The 16,388-nt window shown below is 62.1% G+C and carries 15 protein-coding genes and 1 tRNA gene; 7 read left to right on the top strand and 9 right to left on the bottom strand.

Going from position 1 to position 16,388, the window contains the following annotated elements; all coding sequences use genetic code 11:
* Window positions 1-47 precede the first annotated feature (47 nt).
* The 4 genes from ATN37_RS17150 to ATN37_RS17165 are packed head-to-tail and all read right to left on the bottom strand — an operon-like array spanning window position 48 to window position 5,017.
* A complete protein-coding gene (locus tag ATN37_RS17150; protein WP_218695440.1) occupies window positions 48-875 on the bottom strand; it encodes an oligosaccharide flippase family protein in 828 nt (275 codons plus the stop codon).
* Between the two features lie 7 nt (window positions 876-882).
* Window positions 883-1,905 (bottom strand): glycosyltransferase family 1 protein, encoded by a 1,023-nt coding sequence (locus ATN37_RS17155; protein ID WP_223304406.1) that lies wholly within the window; start codon window positions 1,903-1,905, stop codon window positions 883-885.
* Complete coding sequence (locus tag ATN37_RS17160; RefSeq protein ID WP_223304407.1) at window positions 1,833-3,239, bottom strand: O-antigen ligase; 1,407 nt, start codon at window positions 3,237-3,239, stop codon at window positions 1,833-1,835. The genes ATN37_RS17155 and ATN37_RS17160 overlap by 73 nt, the downstream gene beginning before the upstream one ends.
* Window positions 3,240-3,250: 11 nt before the next feature.
* Complete coding sequence (locus ATN37_RS17165; RefSeq protein ID WP_233272335.1) at window positions 3,251-5,017, bottom strand: alpha/beta fold hydrolase; 1,767 nt, start codon at window positions 5,015-5,017, stop codon at window positions 3,251-3,253.
* Between the two features lie 116 nt (window positions 5,018-5,133).
* Between ATN37_RS17165 and ATN37_RS17170 the strand changes: the two genes are divergently transcribed.
* A complete protein-coding gene (locus tag ATN37_RS17170; protein WP_020908547.1) occupies window positions 5,134-6,270 on the top strand; it encodes a glycosyltransferase in 1,137 nt (378 codons plus the stop codon).
* Here ATN37_RS17170 and efeB read toward each other — a convergent pair.
* Genes efeB through efeU form a run of 3 tightly spaced genes read right to left on the bottom strand, consistent with a single transcriptional unit; the run spans window position 6,243 to window position 9,571 of the window.
* Window positions 6,243-7,523, bottom strand: a complete 1,281-nt coding sequence (efeB, locus tag ATN37_RS17175; protein WP_218695441.1) for an iron uptake transporter deferrochelatase/peroxidase subunit — start codon at window positions 7,521-7,523, stop codon at window positions 6,243-6,245. The two genes, ATN37_RS17170 and efeB, sit on opposite strands and share 28 nt — an antisense overlap.
* A complete protein-coding gene (gene efeO / locus ATN37_RS17180; RefSeq protein WP_218695442.1) occupies window positions 7,524-8,654 on the bottom strand; it encodes an iron uptake system protein EfeO in 1,131 nt (376 codons plus the stop codon).
* Window positions 8,655-8,668: 14 nt separating this feature from the next.
* Window positions 8,669-9,571, bottom strand: a complete 903-nt coding sequence (gene efeU, locus ATN37_RS17185) for an iron uptake transporter permease EfeU (RefSeq protein ID WP_003946279.1) — start codon at window positions 9,569-9,571, stop codon at window positions 8,669-8,671.
* A gap of 140 nt (window positions 9,572-9,711) precedes the next feature.
* On the opposite strand from efeU, the gene ATN37_RS17190 reads away from it, so the two are divergent.
* From ATN37_RS17190 to ATN37_RS17215, 6 genes are all read left to right on the top strand, one after another.
* On the top strand, window positions 9,712-10,524 hold the full coding sequence (locus ATN37_RS17190) for a lytic transglycosylase domain-containing protein (protein ID WP_156665930.1): 813 nt from the start codon (window positions 9,712-9,714) through the stop codon (window positions 10,522-10,524).
* Between the two features lie 214 nt (window positions 10,525-10,738).
* Complete coding sequence (gene eno / locus ATN37_RS17195; protein ID WP_003946309.1) at window positions 10,739-12,025, top strand: phosphopyruvate hydratase; 1,287 nt, start codon at window positions 10,739-10,741, stop codon at window positions 12,023-12,025.
* Between the two features lie 20 nt (window positions 12,026-12,045).
* Window positions 12,046-12,771 carry a septum formation initiator family protein gene (locus ATN37_RS33005; RefSeq protein ID WP_075833969.1) on the top strand — a complete coding sequence of 242 codons (726 nt, stop codon included), beginning with the start codon at window positions 12,046-12,048 and terminating at the stop codon, window positions 12,769-12,771.
* Window positions 12,768-13,313, top strand: coding sequence for a DUF501 domain-containing protein (locus ATN37_RS17205; RefSeq protein ID WP_054827653.1), 546 nt, complete (start codon window positions 12,768-12,770; stop codon window positions 13,311-13,313). Before ATN37_RS33005 ends, ATN37_RS17205 begins: the two co-directional genes overlap by 4 nt.
* Complete coding sequence (locus ATN37_RS17210) at window positions 13,310-14,275, top strand: Ppx/GppA phosphatase family protein (protein WP_218695443.1); 966 nt, start codon at window positions 13,310-13,312, stop codon at window positions 14,273-14,275. Before ATN37_RS17205 ends, ATN37_RS17210 begins: the two co-directional genes overlap by 4 nt.
* Before the next feature lie 34 nt (window positions 14,276-14,309).
* Window positions 14,310-14,386, top strand: a tRNA-Leu gene (locus ATN37_RS17215).
* A 93-nt stretch (window positions 14,387-14,479) separates the two neighbouring features.
* Here the strand turns inward: ATN37_RS17215 and ATN37_RS17220 are convergent.
* Together ATN37_RS17220 and ATN37_RS17225 are read right to left on the bottom strand one after the other, a co-directional pair.
* Complete coding sequence (locus tag ATN37_RS17220) at window positions 14,480-15,166, bottom strand: hypothetical protein (RefSeq protein WP_007728826.1); 687 nt, start codon at window positions 15,164-15,166, stop codon at window positions 14,480-14,482.
* Window positions 15,167-16,128: 962 nt separating this feature from the next.
* Window positions 16,129-16,323 (bottom strand): hypothetical protein, encoded by a 195-nt coding sequence (locus tag ATN37_RS17225; protein WP_007728824.1) that lies wholly within the window; start codon window positions 16,321-16,323, stop codon window positions 16,129-16,131.
* Window positions 16,324-16,388: the final 65 nt, after the last annotated feature.

Consider the following 16,388-nt stretch of genomic DNA (forward strand, 5'->3'; position numbering starts at 1 on the left):
CATGGTCACTGCGGCGACATCCCGCCAGCAGAGTACGAGAAGACGTTCTACGCTACTGAGCAGGGTGAGCAGGCCTTGGTTGAAATCAAATAGCCAGAGCCTCCATCAGACCCAGGGCGATTCACTCGTGACGACGGCCTAGGCCCGGCGACGCCCTTTCGGACACCGCGCACTTTCACGACGGCCGCGACCACTTCGTTGATAACCGCAGGGATGACGAGAACGAGGAGGATCGGCTGCCACAAAACCGCGACGATGGTCGCGACAAGCTGGGCGAGTTGCCCGACGCCCTCGGCGATCGCGACATACGTCATGCGCAGGCGGCTCTGGTACATGACGGAAAGTGCATGGCTGGGAGTGGCAACGACAACGACCAAACCAGCGACCGCCGTTGCTTCGACCACTTCTGCGGGGTAGCGGAGAATCCAGACATAACCCACCGCGACGATGTATCCGAAAAGACCAAGGGCGACCCGTAGGGATATGAACGCGGTGGTGACCAGCGAAACTTCCCACGGATTGCACTCGACCAACTTCGCGAGCACCACTCGGCCGACGCCGAGATCGGTGACGACGGACAACAATCCGAGCAATCCGAAGATGAGGGAGAACTGACCGAATTCGTCAGGGCTGATCGAACGCGCGATCAGAACCGAGCCGGTCCACCCCATCGCTGCCACTGCGATCCGGCTTCCGAGCATGATCGCAGTGCTTCGGCGTGCATCGTTCGCAGTCAAATCCGGAGCGGCCGGCCCGTGGATTTTCGTCTCTCGCTCGCGACGTTCCTTCTCGAACTTGTCGATAGCGGCCTGGCGCAATTCGGCGAACTCTCGCGGCGATACGGGCTCGGTGCCCGTCGAATTGCGATTCGTCATGAGCAACTCACACGCTCAGCCCTGCAGTGCGGTACGCGTCAACCGTGTATTCGGCTGTTCGGGTCCACGTCGATCGGGCCGCGACACGTGGCGCAGATATACGGAGTGCGGTGTTGACATCGTCGTCCAGGACGACTGAGCGAAGAGCGGCCAACCAGGAAGCCTTGTCGTGCTTGCGGACAAGCACGGCGGCGTTGTCGGCGAATTCGGTCAGTGCTCCGACCGCACTCGCAACCACTGCCGCGCCGCACGCCATGGCTTCGAGTGGCGGCAGACCGAACCCCTCGTAGTGGGAGGAGTAAGCGACAGCAGTTGCGGCGGAATAGAGTGCCGGAAGGTCTTCTGTCGCGACGTAACCCAATCCTCGGGCGGAACGGGGCGCGTCGGGGCCAGTCGAGCCGGAGCCCGCCAGCAGAAAAGGAATCGACAGCTCCGTGCACGCTTCGGCGACCAGAGCGACATCTTTTCGAGGTTCGATCGTTCCGACCTGCAGCACGAATCGCTCCGGTAGTTTCAATCGCCGCCGAACTTCGGTCACTGCAGCTTCGGTGGGGATCGTGGCCCAGGATGCGGGTGCCAGCGGCGTGACAACGGCATGCCGACCGCTCAGTGCGAGTATTCGTTCGGCGGTGAAGTCCGATACTGCAATCACGACGTCGGCCTTGCGTAGCGCCGCGGACAGGAGTCGGCGTTCGCCAGCTGCTCGATATCGACTGAAGGCCCACGGAACGTCGAATACCGACATGTCGTGAAACGTCGAGATCTTCAGGCCGCCTTGCCCGATCGGGAGGTCGACGTCGAGGCTGTGGAACAAGTCGCTGCCCGCGACCGGCACCATCGCCCACGCGGCTCTGCGTGCTCCGGAGGCAACAGGGCGCGTCACGGCGCGCACTCCGGTTGGAATCTCATCGACAGCGTCGATTTGCACTGTTGCGCTGAGGTTCGTCGATTCGCTGATCAGTGGGGAGAGTTCTCGGAGTAGTTCGCGTGCATAGGTTTGGACGCCGCCCCCACCAGGTCGGAGTGCCATGGCTCCGAGGGTGATTCGTGATCGGATATCGCTTCTTTCTCCGAGTGGTGTTGAGTCAGTGCGCATCCCACGGTTCCAATCAGTAGCCAAAAGTAGAGGTCGAGGGGAAATATCTCGAAATATGTCGAGACGACAGAAGCGACCGCGGCCGCGACGATCGAGGCGCTGACACCGAGAGCCAAAGCGCCGTCCGAGCCGGGAAGCACACGCGATGCCCTCAGCGCGGACGCTCCGGAAGATATGAGGACCAGGACAAAAATCCACAAGCCGATCGGTCCGAGCTCGACTGCGACTTTCATGTAGTAGTTGTCGGGCTGATAGGGGATCAGCCCAAGTGTTGTCGCGGCCTTGATCGTCATCGTGTTGAGCATCGGTTGCGCTGCTTCCGCCGCCTTTGCTGCCGCGGATCCTGTTGCGCCCAGACCTTGCCCGAGTGGATGCACGAACAGCGAGCTGATTGTCGACGACCATCCGCTACCGCGTTCTTCGAGACTGTACGACGAGAACAGTGGTTTGACGATTGATGGTGGTGCCAACAGAAGTACAAAGGGAACGGCAGCGGCAGCCGCGCCGAACAACATCAAGATAGACCGATACTTGTATACGGCAATCCAGAGAAGCCCGACAGCCAACCCGATGTAGCTGGCCCGCACAATCGAGACTCCCATGCCTACGACCATGATCGGAGTTGCGGCCAGAAAGATAATGTTGCGCAGCCGTTTCGGATCCGCGAGAGCGACCGAAATACCGACGATCAAACTCAGCATCACGAAGAGACCGAACGCAAACGGACCGGTGAAAGTGCTGAAGCTTCGCAAGATCGAGCCGGTGATTCGAATCTGTTCGGTGTAGCTGTAGCCGAGATCCACCAGGTATGCAGGCCCTACTGCTTGCTGAAGGAGTCCGATGACTGCTGTCAGTATCCCCATACCCATCAGGACGGACACGAGATGATCTCGGTCGTCCCGCGAGAACGGTGCGCGCCAGAGAATGACGGGTATCAAGATGTAGAAGTAGGTGATCTTTATCGATGTCACCCCGGCGATACCGGACAGAAGCAGTGCTGACGCGGAACCGAAAGCTACCCAGGCCGCGGCAGCCGGCCACCAAGGCATCGAGGGGCGCACTACCCGAAGGCGATTGGGGCTGACGAAGGTGCATCCCAACGTGAGCAGGAGCAACCCCTCCTTCCAACCGGCCATCGATGTCCCGCCGGGAATGATCGCCAACAGACCGTGGAGCGGAGCGAACAGTGCAACAAGCAGCAAGCCGCGTTGTGGTCGCTGGTAGATCGCAACGACGATGGGTACTGCGAAGATTGCAGCAACAAACATGAATGATGTGTTCACGCGATGAACCGGTTCGCATTCGCCGTGTCGGCCCGAGGGACCGTCGTAATTCCGAATGCTTTCGCAATCGAAGAAATCGCCTTTGTTTGCACGATATTTCGGAGGTCACGATGGTAGGACGGGTGATCGCCGACCGGTGGCATGATCGCGTCGAACGTTTGTCCTCGGTGAGTCATCCGGGCAACGCCTTCGGGTCCGCGTTGCTGATTGAACCATGCGGCGTCCGCGGGGGAGAGGATGACGGTGGTATCCACCCCACGCTTGCAGAGTGCCTCCAGCATTACCTCAGGAACCTGCGTGATTCCCCTGATTCCCAGAAGCTTCCACGCTGGATAGGGGAGACGGGACTGCAGTACGCCTTTCACCCGTCCGCGGAGGGGAAGTTTCGTGGTTTCGGCACCTGGATCGATTCGAGGAGCCTCCGGCAAGACAGCATCCATCAGGGACTTCTTGCGCCTCACCGACCACAAGATCATGTTTACGAGTATTGTCGATCTCGCACCCATCTGGAGCGCCATGGACGCTGAGGTCCATGCCCCCGAACACAATCCGGTCATCACGAGGTTTCTCGGATCTGCGCCGAGTGCGGCAACGGCAGTGCGTGCGTCCTCGTCTGCCGCGTGTGAATAGACCGACGTCGGATTGTCGGCGTCGATCGGACCCGAGTCGCCGACCCCTCGTCGGTCGAATCGGAGACTCGTGACCGAGAGAGCCGCGGCCTCACGAGCGATGGTCACCCACGAGCGGCCAGGCCCGACTCGATGCTCGATTGCAGTAGTGAAGAACAGTAGTCCGCGCTCGGGAGGCGCATCGGTGGTCGATATGTTGCCTGCCTCGGATTCGGGAGAAGTTGCGGGATGCGTGCGGATCGCGAAGAGCTCCTGAGCGCCGAATCGTTCCAACGTCTCGAACACCTCCTCGCCGACTTCGGTGACCGCGACGCGAGCTGTGGTGGTGATCGCGGGAGTGAACGCGGAGGAACTCGTGGGCGCGTGGCGATCCAACCACTGTGCGATTTCGCTGATGTGTGTGTAGGGGATGTCGACGTAGAAACTGGGAGGCGACGTGAACGCGTCGTGGTTCTCCAAGATCATCATCTCGGGATCAAGAGTTGCTGCGAGCCCGGCGACAGCTCTGCTGTCCAGTACCGAAGACTTCACGGCCAGAAGGGTGCGTGGACGTCCGAGAAATGGTCCGGTGATGCGGAGACGTGACAGTTGGTCGGCGCATTCGGGAGCCAGCACGCCACCCATGATCGACACACGTGAGTCGGCGGGATCGTCCTCTCCGACGCTGATCGCGTAGAACGCACGTTGTTCCCTGAGGTAGTTGCGGCCGGTCAGAATTGGGTCCCACAGGACTATCGAGTTGACGTGTCCGCACTCCTGCAATGCCGACGCTGCCAGGAGGGCACCAACTCTCAGTCCGACGATGCTGACGGATTCCGCGCCCGCTTGTCGGACATAGTCCACAGCGCTGACGATGCTCTTCAGCCAGAGGGTGAGAGCGTCAGGATCGTCTTCGGCACCGGCCGAGTCGCCGACTCCCGCGTACTCGAAACGAAAAGCGGCCATACCCTGTGCCGCGAGTTTTTCGCCGAGAAGTCGCATGCCGCGATAGGTGTCGATGTGCTCCTTGCCCAGCGGGGGGCACATGACCACGGCTTCTCGGACAGTTCCTGAAGAGGGCACGTGAACGAATCCGAGCAACGGCCTGTCTGCCGACCCGAACCACGTGGCCAGTTGAGTCTCGATGGTGATCACTCCGGTCAAGATCGGTTGCCTGTATGTTGCTAGTAAACATACCAGTAGTCTGTTTGATGCCGATCCGGCAATCTCTAGGTTTGTGAAGCGCCAAAAAAGCGCATAGGAGTCCGAAAATGTCAGGTGTTCTCGTCCATGAATGGATAGAGCGTTCGGGCGGCGCAGAGAAGGTGCTGGACGAGTTCGTCAACTGTTATCCGGACGCTGACCTCTATTGTCTGTGGAACGATGCTCCCGGGCGTTACTCGACAACCGATGTCAACGAAAGTGTGCTCGCTGCAACGCCATTGCGTCGTAGCAAAGCGCTCTCATTGCCTGTCATGCCGTTCACCTGGCGAGGGTTGGAGAACCGCGGCTATGACTTCGCGCTGATCAGCTCCCACGTGTTTGCCCATCACGCAACATTCAGGGAGCAGTCTGCGCGATTCCGGAAATTCGTCTACGTGCACACCCCCGCCAGGTACGTGTGGAATCCCGAACTGGACGAGCGTGGAAACTCGCCACTCGCGAGGCTGGGATCACCCATTCTGCGCAAGATCGACCGCAAAAGAGCGTCGGAGGGAGCCTCGTTCGCAGCGAACAGTGTGTTCGTCAGTCGACGGGTTGAGCGAGCCTGGGGCGTGCAATCACGGGTCATCCACCCTCCGGTGGACGTCGACCGGATCTCCGCCGTCGAGGATTGGCGGTCCCGATTGAGCGAAAACGAAATTCAGCTACTATCCAGTTTGCCCTCGCCATTCGTTCTCGGTGCCTCGAGGTTCATTCCGTACAAGCGTTTGGACTGGGTGATCCGGGCAGCCGAGCGGGCCGGAACGGCTGCTGTCATCGCAGGGTCGGGCCCGGAAGAGGATCGGCTCCGCGCGATGGCTGACTCTGCGTCGGTTCCCGTTCGAATTGTTCGGCGCCCCTCGGATGCGTTGCTTTTTGCGCTGTATCAGCAGGCACTCGCATACGTCTTTCCGGCGATCGAAGACTTCGGAATCATGCCGGTGGAGGCAATGGCTGCGGGTGCGCGCGTGATTACGAACAGCATCGGGGGAGCTTCGGAAACCGTGACACCTGGTGTCGACGGACTCCATTTCCACGACGACAGTTGGGAATCGGTGGCCGAGTGCATCCGAGATGTCGCCGCAGTGGACGTGAATGGTGCACGCTCGTACGAGAAGTACTCCGTGCGCAGATTTCGTTCCGAGATCGCAACCTGGACCGGTGTCCCGGTGTTCGGCTACGCGAACAGCGCGGAGCCCCAGTAGCTCCCGTCGGCGAGACCGCCGGGGCAAGCGAAGACCGCAGAACCGACGTGCTGGATGTATTCGTTCAGCGCATCGTGTCGTGAAAGGTTTTGCTGCATCGGAACAAACTGCTCGACCGGATTCCGGCAGTACGCAACGAAAAACAGTCCCGCGTCCAGGTGGCCGAAGCCATCGGAGCCGTCCGTGAAGTTGTATCCGCGGCGCAAGATCTGAATCCCACCGAGTTCCTCGGCAGAGGCCAGGCGCACGTGTGAATCCTCCGGGATGACGAAGTCGTGTCCCATTTTGGAATCGAGATCGAGCTCGTCGAACTCGTCCCTGCCACCGAGCGGCGCTCCGCTCCGTTTGGAGCGGCCGATGACAGCTTCCTGTTCCATGAGTACTGCGCGATCCCACTGCTCGATCAGCATGCGGATTCGTCTGGCGACGAGGAATGATCCGCCTGCCATCCAGGCCTGATCGTCAGTGGGATCAACCCAGACGTGCTGGGCGAGTGCGTCCGGATCTTCCGCCTTGATGTTGGCTGTTCCGTCCTTGAACCCGAACAGATTTCGTGGCGTCGCCTGCGTCGTCGAGGTCGAGGATGTTCGTCCGAACCCGAGTTGCGACCATTTGACCGACGCGGTCCCGAACGCGACTCGCGCGAGGTTGCGGATCGCATGGACGGCAACCTGGGGGTCGTTGGCGCACGCTTGGATGGCGATGTCGCCCCCGCTGCGATTCGGATCGAGGTTGTCCGCACGGAAGTGGGGGAGATCGAGCAGGGCAGCAGGTTTCTTGTCTGCGAGACCGAACCGGTCGTCGAAAAGTGACGGTCCGAATCCGATGGTCAGGGTGAGTTGCGACGGCGCGAGATCGAGTGCCTCACCCGTGTCGCTCGGTGGTGCATACGGACCGTCGCCGGTCGCTCCGTCCTCGGTTGCTTCCTGACCCGCCGTCATTCGTTCGGCCATCGCCGTCCACGTCTGCAGCAGCGTGATCAGTTCGTCGCGCGACTTCGTCGTCACATCGAAAGCGACGAAGTGCATACGATCCTGGGCCGGCGTCGTGATGCCTGCCTGATGCTCGCCGCGAAAGGCGACCACGTCTGCGTGATCGGCGCCGGAACTCTCGTCGGCGGTCACCCGCCCGATGACGACACCGGCACCGGCCAGGACGGCGCCGGCCCCCACGGCGCCGAACAGTCGGCGCCGTGAGACTGCGTGCGGTGCTGCGTTTTCCGCAGCGGGTGTGCCTTCTGGTGAATCAGTCATCTACTGTCCCGCGACTACTTCCTGGACCTGGCTGACCTCGGCGGACAGTGCATCGATTTTACGCGAGAGTTCCTGACGCTGCGCCTCGGTGACGGTGTCGTAGTACACGAATCCGTCGCCGACCCGGAACTGCGCCAGCGCAGCGTCGAGGTCGGCGAATCGGTCAGCGATGCGCTGGGCGAGCTCGGGATCACGTTCCTGCAGAATCGGGTTCAGTGCCGCGATCGCCGCTTGCGAGCCGTCGACGTTGGCCTGGAAATCCCACAGGTCGGTGTGCGAGAAGATGTCTTCCTCGCCGGTGATCTTGGAAGTCGAGATCTCGTCGAGCAGTCCTTGGGCGTCGCCGGCGATCTTGGTTGGATCGATCGTGTAATCCTCGGCATTCAGCTGGTCGGCAAGATACTGAATGTCTTCGAGCAGTTGATCGGCGACCGCGTTGGTATCCGGCTGAAGCCCGGTCACCCACAAATCCTTCTCGAGGCGGTGGAATCCCGTCCAGACCTGACCGGGCTCCAGATCCGCTTCGCGCAGGTCCAGCTTGGGATCGAGTTCGCCGAAGCTCTCGGCTTCGGGTTCGATGCGCTCGTAGTAGGTACGTGCGATCGGGAAGAGTGCCTTCGCCTGGTCGACGTTGCCGGACTGGACGGCGGCGACGAACTGAGCAGCGGTGTCCTGCAGCGCGACGATCTGGCTGCGGATGTACCTCCGGTAGCCGTCGGCAGCTTCGGCGAGTTGGCCGCTCTCGTCGGTGGCCGCCTGCGAATCGCCCGTGACGACGAAGTCCTGACGGATGCCGGTTCCGACCATGCCCGGCTTGCACGCGAGTTGATAGGTCGCAGCCTCGGGGAGGGAGACGATCAGCTGCCGGGTAAGGCCGGGGCCGATGTTCTCGACTTCGCCCATCGCTCGATCGCCCTCGGCGAAGACGTAGAACTCGGTGACCTTCGAGCCGTTGTTCGTCACCTGGAACGTCGAACTGCCAGTGGTTCCAGTGGTGGCACTGACGTCACACGAATCGTCGGTGGCCGTGACGACGATGTCGCCGTCGCTCGCGGTCGTCTTCTCGGTGCATGCGGCGAGGGAGAAGGGAAGTACCGCGGCCGTGGCCAGTACGAGGGTGTATTTACGCATGTCGGCAATGCCTCTCAGGATTTTTCGGGAACGTGTGTGTCGTGCGCAGGCGGGGTTGTCGGTTCCGATGGGCTCGACGGAAGGGGACGTAGGAAGAGCGCGAGGACGACTACGAGGTAGACGACCCATGCGACGGCTTGCAGGACGGTCGGGTCCGGGCGGAAGTTGAAGATTCCGGCGAGGACGGTGCCGTACCAGGTCGACGGGTCGTAGCCGGGTGTCAGGTTGAACGCGAGATTCGAACCGCCCGGCAGGACGTTTCCGGTCTGCAGAGCGCGAACACCGTACGAGAGGATTCCGGCGGCTACGACGATGAGGAAGATCGCCGTGTACCGGAAGAAGGTCGTCAGGTTGAGACGGAGGGCGCCGAAGTACATGGCGACGGTCAAGACGGCGGCCAGGAGAATTCCGAGGAGCAGTCCGACCAACGGCCAGGAGCTGCCTGCGGTGTTCTCGGCGTAACCGACCATGAGCAATGCAGTCTCGACGCCTTCACGACCGACCGCGAAGAACGACAGCGACAAGATGGCGACGGGTCCGGCGATCAACGCCTTCTCCATCCCCGCTTTCAGATCTCCGGAAATGTTTTTGGCGGCCGTGCGCATCCACAGGACCATGATCGTGACGATGACGACGGCGATCAGGGAGGCAACGCCCGCGATGATCTCTGCGGTCAGGCCGTCGACCGTCGACGTTCCGTAGTGGATCGCGAAGAAGATGATCGCCACCATCGCGACGGCGATCGCGACGCCGAGCCACACCCATTTCAGTGCGTCCTTGCGCTGCGCCTTCACAAGGTAGGCGGCGAGAATCATCACCACGATGCCCGCTTCGAGGCCTTCGCGCAGACCGATCAGGCCACTGCCGAATAACTGGGTGGCAACTGATGGTGTGCTCGCGGCAGCGAGTACCGACACGGGCACGGGCGACTCCTGACAGGAAGGGTGTAACAGCTTCGGACAAGTTCGTGAGGCTAGGCCAGCCTTAACTCAGAAGAAGATACTCCATCATCGACGGCGAACCATGCCCTCACCTGTACTTTTGCTGTTCTTTACCAATGGATTCGGGAGTAGTTCACTCGCATGTGGATGATGGAGGGGTGTACCGAACTCCCGTAGCCCGCAGAAGTCCCCGGCGTCTCTGGCGAGCCGTAGCAGCAATAGCTGCCGGAACAGCTTTGCTGGGCGCAGGCGTCGTGGCTTGCGGATCGAACGAACCGAAAGTAGCCATTCCGGAGGGCATACCCCCAGGTACCGGCTCTCCGACGCCGCCGATCGACATCAATGCTCCCGGCCGCAGTGCTGATCAACTCGCCGACTGGGCAGCGGGATTGTCGGACGACATCGGGATCGGGACGACGGCACTCGAGGCCTACGGGTACGCCGCTGCGGTCATGGCCGAGACGCTTCCCGGCTGCGGAATCGGGTGGACAACTTTGGCCGGTATCGGCAGCGTCGAGAGCCGCCACGGGACCTACGACGGCTCGTCGGTCGACGCGTTCGGCCAGGTTGCTCCGATCATTCGGGGAATCCCTCTCGACGGTGGCCCGGGAGTTGCCGAGATCCCCGATACCGACGGCGGGGCGATGGACGGCGATCCAGTGCACGACCGTGCGATGGGGCCCATGCAGTTCATCCCCGAGACGTGGCTCAAATGGGGAGTCGACGCCAACGGCGACGGCCGGGTGGACCCCGACAACATCGACGACGCTGCCCTCACGGCCGCCCGCTACCTGTGTGCACGCGGGGGAGACCTCACTTCCGCTGCCGGATGGCAGCAGGCACTGATGGCGTACAACCTCTCGGGCGACTATCTCGCACTCGTTCGTGATCGTGCGTCGGCGTATTCAGTCGGGGTACGGCCGGACTGACGGTGATCGATCCGCAGGTCGGACCCGTGACCGCGCGTCGATAAAGAAGCCTTCGGCCCGTGCGGTTAGGCTGTGTGCTGGCACTACAGAGGTGCTGGCACTGCAGAGGCCCAGCCGCGATCGTGGTCCTCTTTCGACCGGAGGGGTCGGAGCCCAAGTGTCAAGCACGCAGAGCGTGCCCCAATGCGAAGCCCATTCGAAGGAGAACCACACAGTGGCCAGTATTGAGCAGGTCGGAGCTCGCGAGATCCTTGATTCCCGTGGTAACCCCACGGTTGAGGTCGAGGTTCTGCTCGAAGACGGAAGTTTCGCCAGGGCTGCGGTGCCGTCCGGCGCTTCGACCGGTGAGCACGAAGCCGTCGAACTGCGCGACGGTGGCGCACGCTACGGCGGAAAGGGCGTCGAGAAGGCCGTGGAGGCTGTGCTCGGCGAGATCGCTCCTGCCATCATCGGCATCGACGCAACCGAGCAGCGCACGGTCGACCAGGCGCTGCTCGACGCGGACGGCACCCCGGACAAGTCGCGTCTCGGCGCAAACGCTCTGCTCGGTGCCTCGCTTGCCGTGGCTCGCGCCGCCGCCGAGTCCTCGGGCCTCGAGCTGTTCCGCTACGTCGGTGGCCCCAACGCTCACGTTCTCCCTGTCCCGATGATGAACATCCTCAACGGTGGCGCGCACGCAGACACCGGCGTCGACGTCCAGGAGTTCATGGTTGCTCCCATCGGCGCACCGAGCTTCAAGGAATCGCTGCGCTGGGGCGCCGAGGTCTACCACTCTCTGAAGTCGGTTCTCAAGGAGAAGGGCCTCTCCACCGGTCTCGGCGACGAAGGCGGATTCGCGCCCGACGTCGCAGGCACCAAGGAAGCACTCGACCTCATCACGATCGCCGTGAACAAGACCGGCCTCAAGCTGGGTACCGACGTCGCGCTCGCTCTCGACGTCGCTGCCACCGAGTTCTACACCGACGGCACCGGCTACAAGTTCGAGGGCAAGAACCGTACCGCGGCCGAGATGGCGGCGTTCTACGCCGAGCTCATCGACGCCTACCCGCTCGTTTCCATCGAGGATCCGCTCGACGAAGACGACTGGGACGGCTGGGTCGCACTCACCGATCAGATCGGCAACAAGATCCAGCTCGTCGGCGACGACCTCTTCGTCACCAACCCCGAGCGCCTCGAAGAAGGCATCGTCAAGGGTGCGGCCAACGCACTCCTGGTGAAGGTCAACCAGATCGGCACCCTGACCGAGACCCTCGACGCCGTCGATCTCGCTCACCGCAACGGCTACAAGACGATGATGAGCCACCGTTCCGGCGAGACCGAGGACACCACCATCGCCGACCTCGCGGTTGCCGTCGGCAGCGGCCAGATCAAGACCGGTGCTCCGGCACGCAGCGAGCGCGTTGCCAAGTACAACCAGCTGCTGCGCATCGAGGAAAACCTCGGCGACGCAGCACGTTACGCCGGCGAGGTTGCGTTCCCGCGCTTCGCTTTCGAGGCCTGACGGAAATCTAAGATTCAGTAGTGTCTGCACAGCGCGGTAAGCCACGATCCCCCGGCGGAAGTCCGGGGGGTCGTGGTTCCCGTCGTGGGGACACACCGTCGCGTGCGCGTCGGGACAGTGCCCGACGCCCACGCGTGTCGGAACCTTCGGTAGATCCGGAAGCAGTCGATTCCGCTGTGACAGGCCCCGCGCAACCGGGGGTCTCCGCCGAGAAAGCGTCGGCGCGAGGGTCGAAGTCGGCCCGGGGGAAGAGCGGAACCAACAAGTTCTGGTCTCGGCTTCCGAAGTCGGACAACACCATTTTCGGCTTGTCCACCAGTCGGGCAGTTGTGCTCGCGATGGTTGTGCTCATGCTGGCGCTGACACTGGCAGTGCCGCTCCGTACTTACATCAGCCAGCGTTCGGATGCCGCGCAGGTGGCGGCGGAACGTCAGGTACTCGAGGAAGAACTGCGAAAGCTGCAAGGGCAGAACGCGCGCTTCGACGACCCTGCGTACATCGAAGCTCTTGCACGAGAACGCCTTCGGTACGTCAAACCGGGCGAGACCCCGTTCCAGGTTCAGCTTCCCGGTGACTACAAGGAACCCGAGAAGAAGCAGGAAAAGGAAACACCGCTCACAGGTCCGTGGTATCGCGATCTGTGGCAAACGATTTCGGAACCGCCAGTGGTTCCCGAGACGACGACACCGGCCCCGATGCCGTTGGCGCCGATAGAGCCAGAAGAACAAGGAGTACCCACCGGGTGAGCAACACGTCCGAAAATTCCCCACAGGTTTCACAAGCGGATCTCGACGCCGTTGCCGCTCAATTGGGCCGTGAGCCACGCGGAGTGATCGAGATCGCGTACCGCAGCCCGGACGGTCAGCCGGGCGTGGTCAAGACCGCCCCCAAACTTCCGGACGGAACACCGTTCCCGACGTTGTACTACCTCACGGACCCGCGACTGACTGCCGAAGCGAGCCGTCAGGAATCCGCCGGCGTCATGCGTGAAATGACCGAACGCCTGACCCAGGATCCGAAACTTGCCGCGGCCTACCGACGGGCATACGAGTCGTACCTTGCCGAGCGGGACGCGATCGAATCTCTGGGAACCGACTTTGCCGGCGGTGGGATGCCGGATCGTGTCAAGTGCCTGCACGTGCTGATGGCACATTCGCTTGCCAAGGGACCCGGCGTCAATCCGCTCGGTGACGAGTCCGTCGCGTTGGCCGGTCACGGAAAGCTGCGCGGCACTGCAATTCCCGCGGACTGGCCTGGCATCGACGATGCCGACAACACCGACCGGTGACTCGCCGTGTCGCCGCAGTCGATTGCGGTACCAACTCCATTCGACTGCTGATCGCGGACGTCGGCGCCGACGGTCGTCTGGTGGATGTCCGGCGCGAGATGCGCGTCGTGCGACTCGGTCAAGGTGTTGATGCGACAGGGACATTCGCGCCCGAGGCCATCGAACGCACCCGGGTCGCGCTGGTCGAGTACGCGTCGATGATCGCCGATGCCGGAGCAACCGCCGTTCGCATGGTCGCCACCTCGGCTACTCGCGACGCTGCGAATCGGGAAGACTTCTTCACGATGACGCGGGACGTGCTCGGCGCGGTGATTCCCGGATCCGGAGCAGAGGTCATCACCGGCGACGAAGAGGCGCGCCTCTCGTTCAGCGGTGCTGTGGGAGAACTTGATCCGTCCGAGGGCCCGTTCGTGGTCGTCGATCTTGGCGGCGGATCCACCGAAGTTGTCCTCGGCGACGCGTCCGGCGTCCAGGCTGCGTACTCCACCGACATCGGCTGTGTGCGCGTCACGGAGCGGTGCTTACCGTCGGATCCGCCTACAGCAGAGCAGGTTTCCGAGGCGACGGCTTTCGCGACCGCGAAACTTGCCGAGGCGTTCGAGGCCGTACCTGTCGAGAAGGCGCACACGTGGGTGGGTGTCGCTGGAACCATGACGACGCTGGCCGCGATTGCTCAGGAACTTCCGGAGTACGACGCCGAGAAGGTGCACCTGTCGAGGATTCCGTTCAATCAACTGTTCGACGTGTGCGAGCGTCTCATTGCTATGCCTCGGGTTGATCGTGCTGCCTTCGGCCCGATGCATCCGGGGCGGGTGGACGTCATCGGCGGCGGAGCGATCATCACCACGGTGCTGGCTCAAGCGTTCGAAGCCAAAGCCGGGATCACCGAACTGGTTGTCAGCGAACACGACATACTCGACGGCATCGCGATGTCGGTAGCTCAGACCGACCCGATAGTCTGATCCCTGCCGCACCCGACCCGTCGGGTGCGGCAAGGCCCCCATAGCCCAATTGGCAGAGGCAACGGACTTAAAATCCGTCAAGTGTCGGTTCGAGTCCGACTGGGGGCACCACGTAGATCCTCCTGCACATTGAATCGAAAAACCCCGCTCGTCCTCTTCGGGCGGGCGGGGCTTTCCGTGGAGCAGCGACTGACCACCAAGTGGCTACTGAGCCCAGACGGTCGTCCCTGCAGGAGCATTCAGCGTGTTGACGAGATCGATGCCGGCTACGACAGCCGCGCCGCCGCCGCCGAGGATCGTTCCGGCGACACCGCCGATTCCGGCGCCTGTTGCGAGGCCACCCAGGCACAGTGCCGCGGCGACGGGGAGTCCGACGATGGTCAAGCCCAGCGGAGCGCCGACAGCGCAACCGATTCCGGCGCCGACGATGGTGCCGAGCAGGCTGCCGACCTGAGTGCCGAGGCCCAGTTGACTCTGGAAGTGCGCAATCGCCCGATCATTCTCCTCGGGCGAGGCGACGGGCGTCCATTCCTTTGCCGCAGGCGCACTCTCGGGTCGAGGTGTTGCCTTCGCCGAATCGGTGATCGGTGTCAGCGTGAGGGTCTTACCGTCTTCACTGATCGTGCGATCGAAGGGGAACTGTAGATCCCCGAGGTTGTATGCGAGAGGCAGGGAAACAAGGTCGGCTCCCTTGCTGTCCTGCAAGACGACGGACTTGCCGTCGCCGGACACCTTGAACAGCCCGGCGTCGATGGTGGTGACGATCGACTTGTCGACGACCTTCGCTTCGTAATTCACGTCGGTCGACGGATCAGCTGATGCGATCCCTGTTGATGCTCCGACTGCAGCGACCGCTAGAGCAGTCACAGCCGCCTTCTTGAAGAAACCCATAGTTCAACCCCGTGTTCGCCTGCGTGTGCTCGCAGAAACTCGACAACTTCGGACATTGGTAAACCCCCGACAAAGCCTTCGTATTAAAGCAGACCGAAGTGACGGAAGGGATAGTTGCGCTCGGGCCGACCGGAAGCGGCCGGTGTAATCGAATGTGCAGCGTGCAGTATCAAGTTGTCGAACATGTGTGCGAAAATGTGGAGATGCGGTTGACCGAGCAATCCCCGGACTGCTGCCCCAACGGACACCGGCTCACGGCGAACACATGCCTTGTCGGTTGGGAGGTCTGCGGGTGTGCCTCGGCGGAGAATGGCGGACACAGGACCCATTACTGCAGGCGATGTGGTGAAACTGTCCGGACGCCGGAGTGTGTCGGCGTGAATCCGCAGAAAAGTCGGTGGAGTTGAAGTGCTGTTACGTTGTGTTTCAAAGAGATTCGCGAGAGCCTCACCCGGCGGATCGGTGCCGGGTGAGGCTTGTGGATCAGGTAGGCGGCGCGACGGGTGCGTCGCTGCTTCCTCCCGAGCTCCCGCTCGACGAGCCGGTGCCGAACAGTAGGCCGAAGAAGCCGGAGATTGCGCCGAAGAAATCGAACATGGGCGAGCCTTTCGCGAGGACGAATGCGGTCACGACAAGTGGCCGACTTGTGGTGGTGTTCAGAGAAGTTCCGTCGACATTGACGGCAAAGGCGTCGGACGAAGGCCGACTGCCGGATGAAATGTACGATTCGTCCCGGTTTGATACAAGTCTTTCCCGAGTAACAGTTACTTGAGGCTTAAATTATCGGGGGTGCCTGCCTGATCTGGGGTTCCTGCCTGATCTGGGGTGCCCTGCCTGCTTGGGTGGGGCAACCAGGCAGGGCAGTGGTTGGCCGTCCCTCTCAATACCGACCTACGGCGAACCATCGGCGTTGAAACTACCCACAGTTCGTGACGTGCGCCACTTACGTACCGGTACCTTCGTTAGCCGAGGTCGGACGTTGCGGCGAAGGCGGTCGTCGACGTCCCCGCGGGGACGTGGTTCATCGAGAAATCGCGGTCCCGATCAGGGTTGACGACGCTTGCCAACAGGAGCATGGCGGCGACAAAGAGAACTCCTGCGGCGAGGTAGGCGATTCTCACGGGCAGGCGCGGGCGTCGATCTGAATTCGTGGACATTCACGTTCTCCATCGGTGCATGTTGGACGAACGCCTAGTTTAACGATCAACTAATGAAAGGGTGC

Origin of the sequence: Rhodococcus sp. MH15 (assembly GCF_019266045.1) — a bacterium.
Taxonomy (GTDB): Bacteria; Actinomycetota; Actinomycetes; order Mycobacteriales; family Mycobacteriaceae; genus Rhodococcus_F; species Rhodococcus_F qingshengii.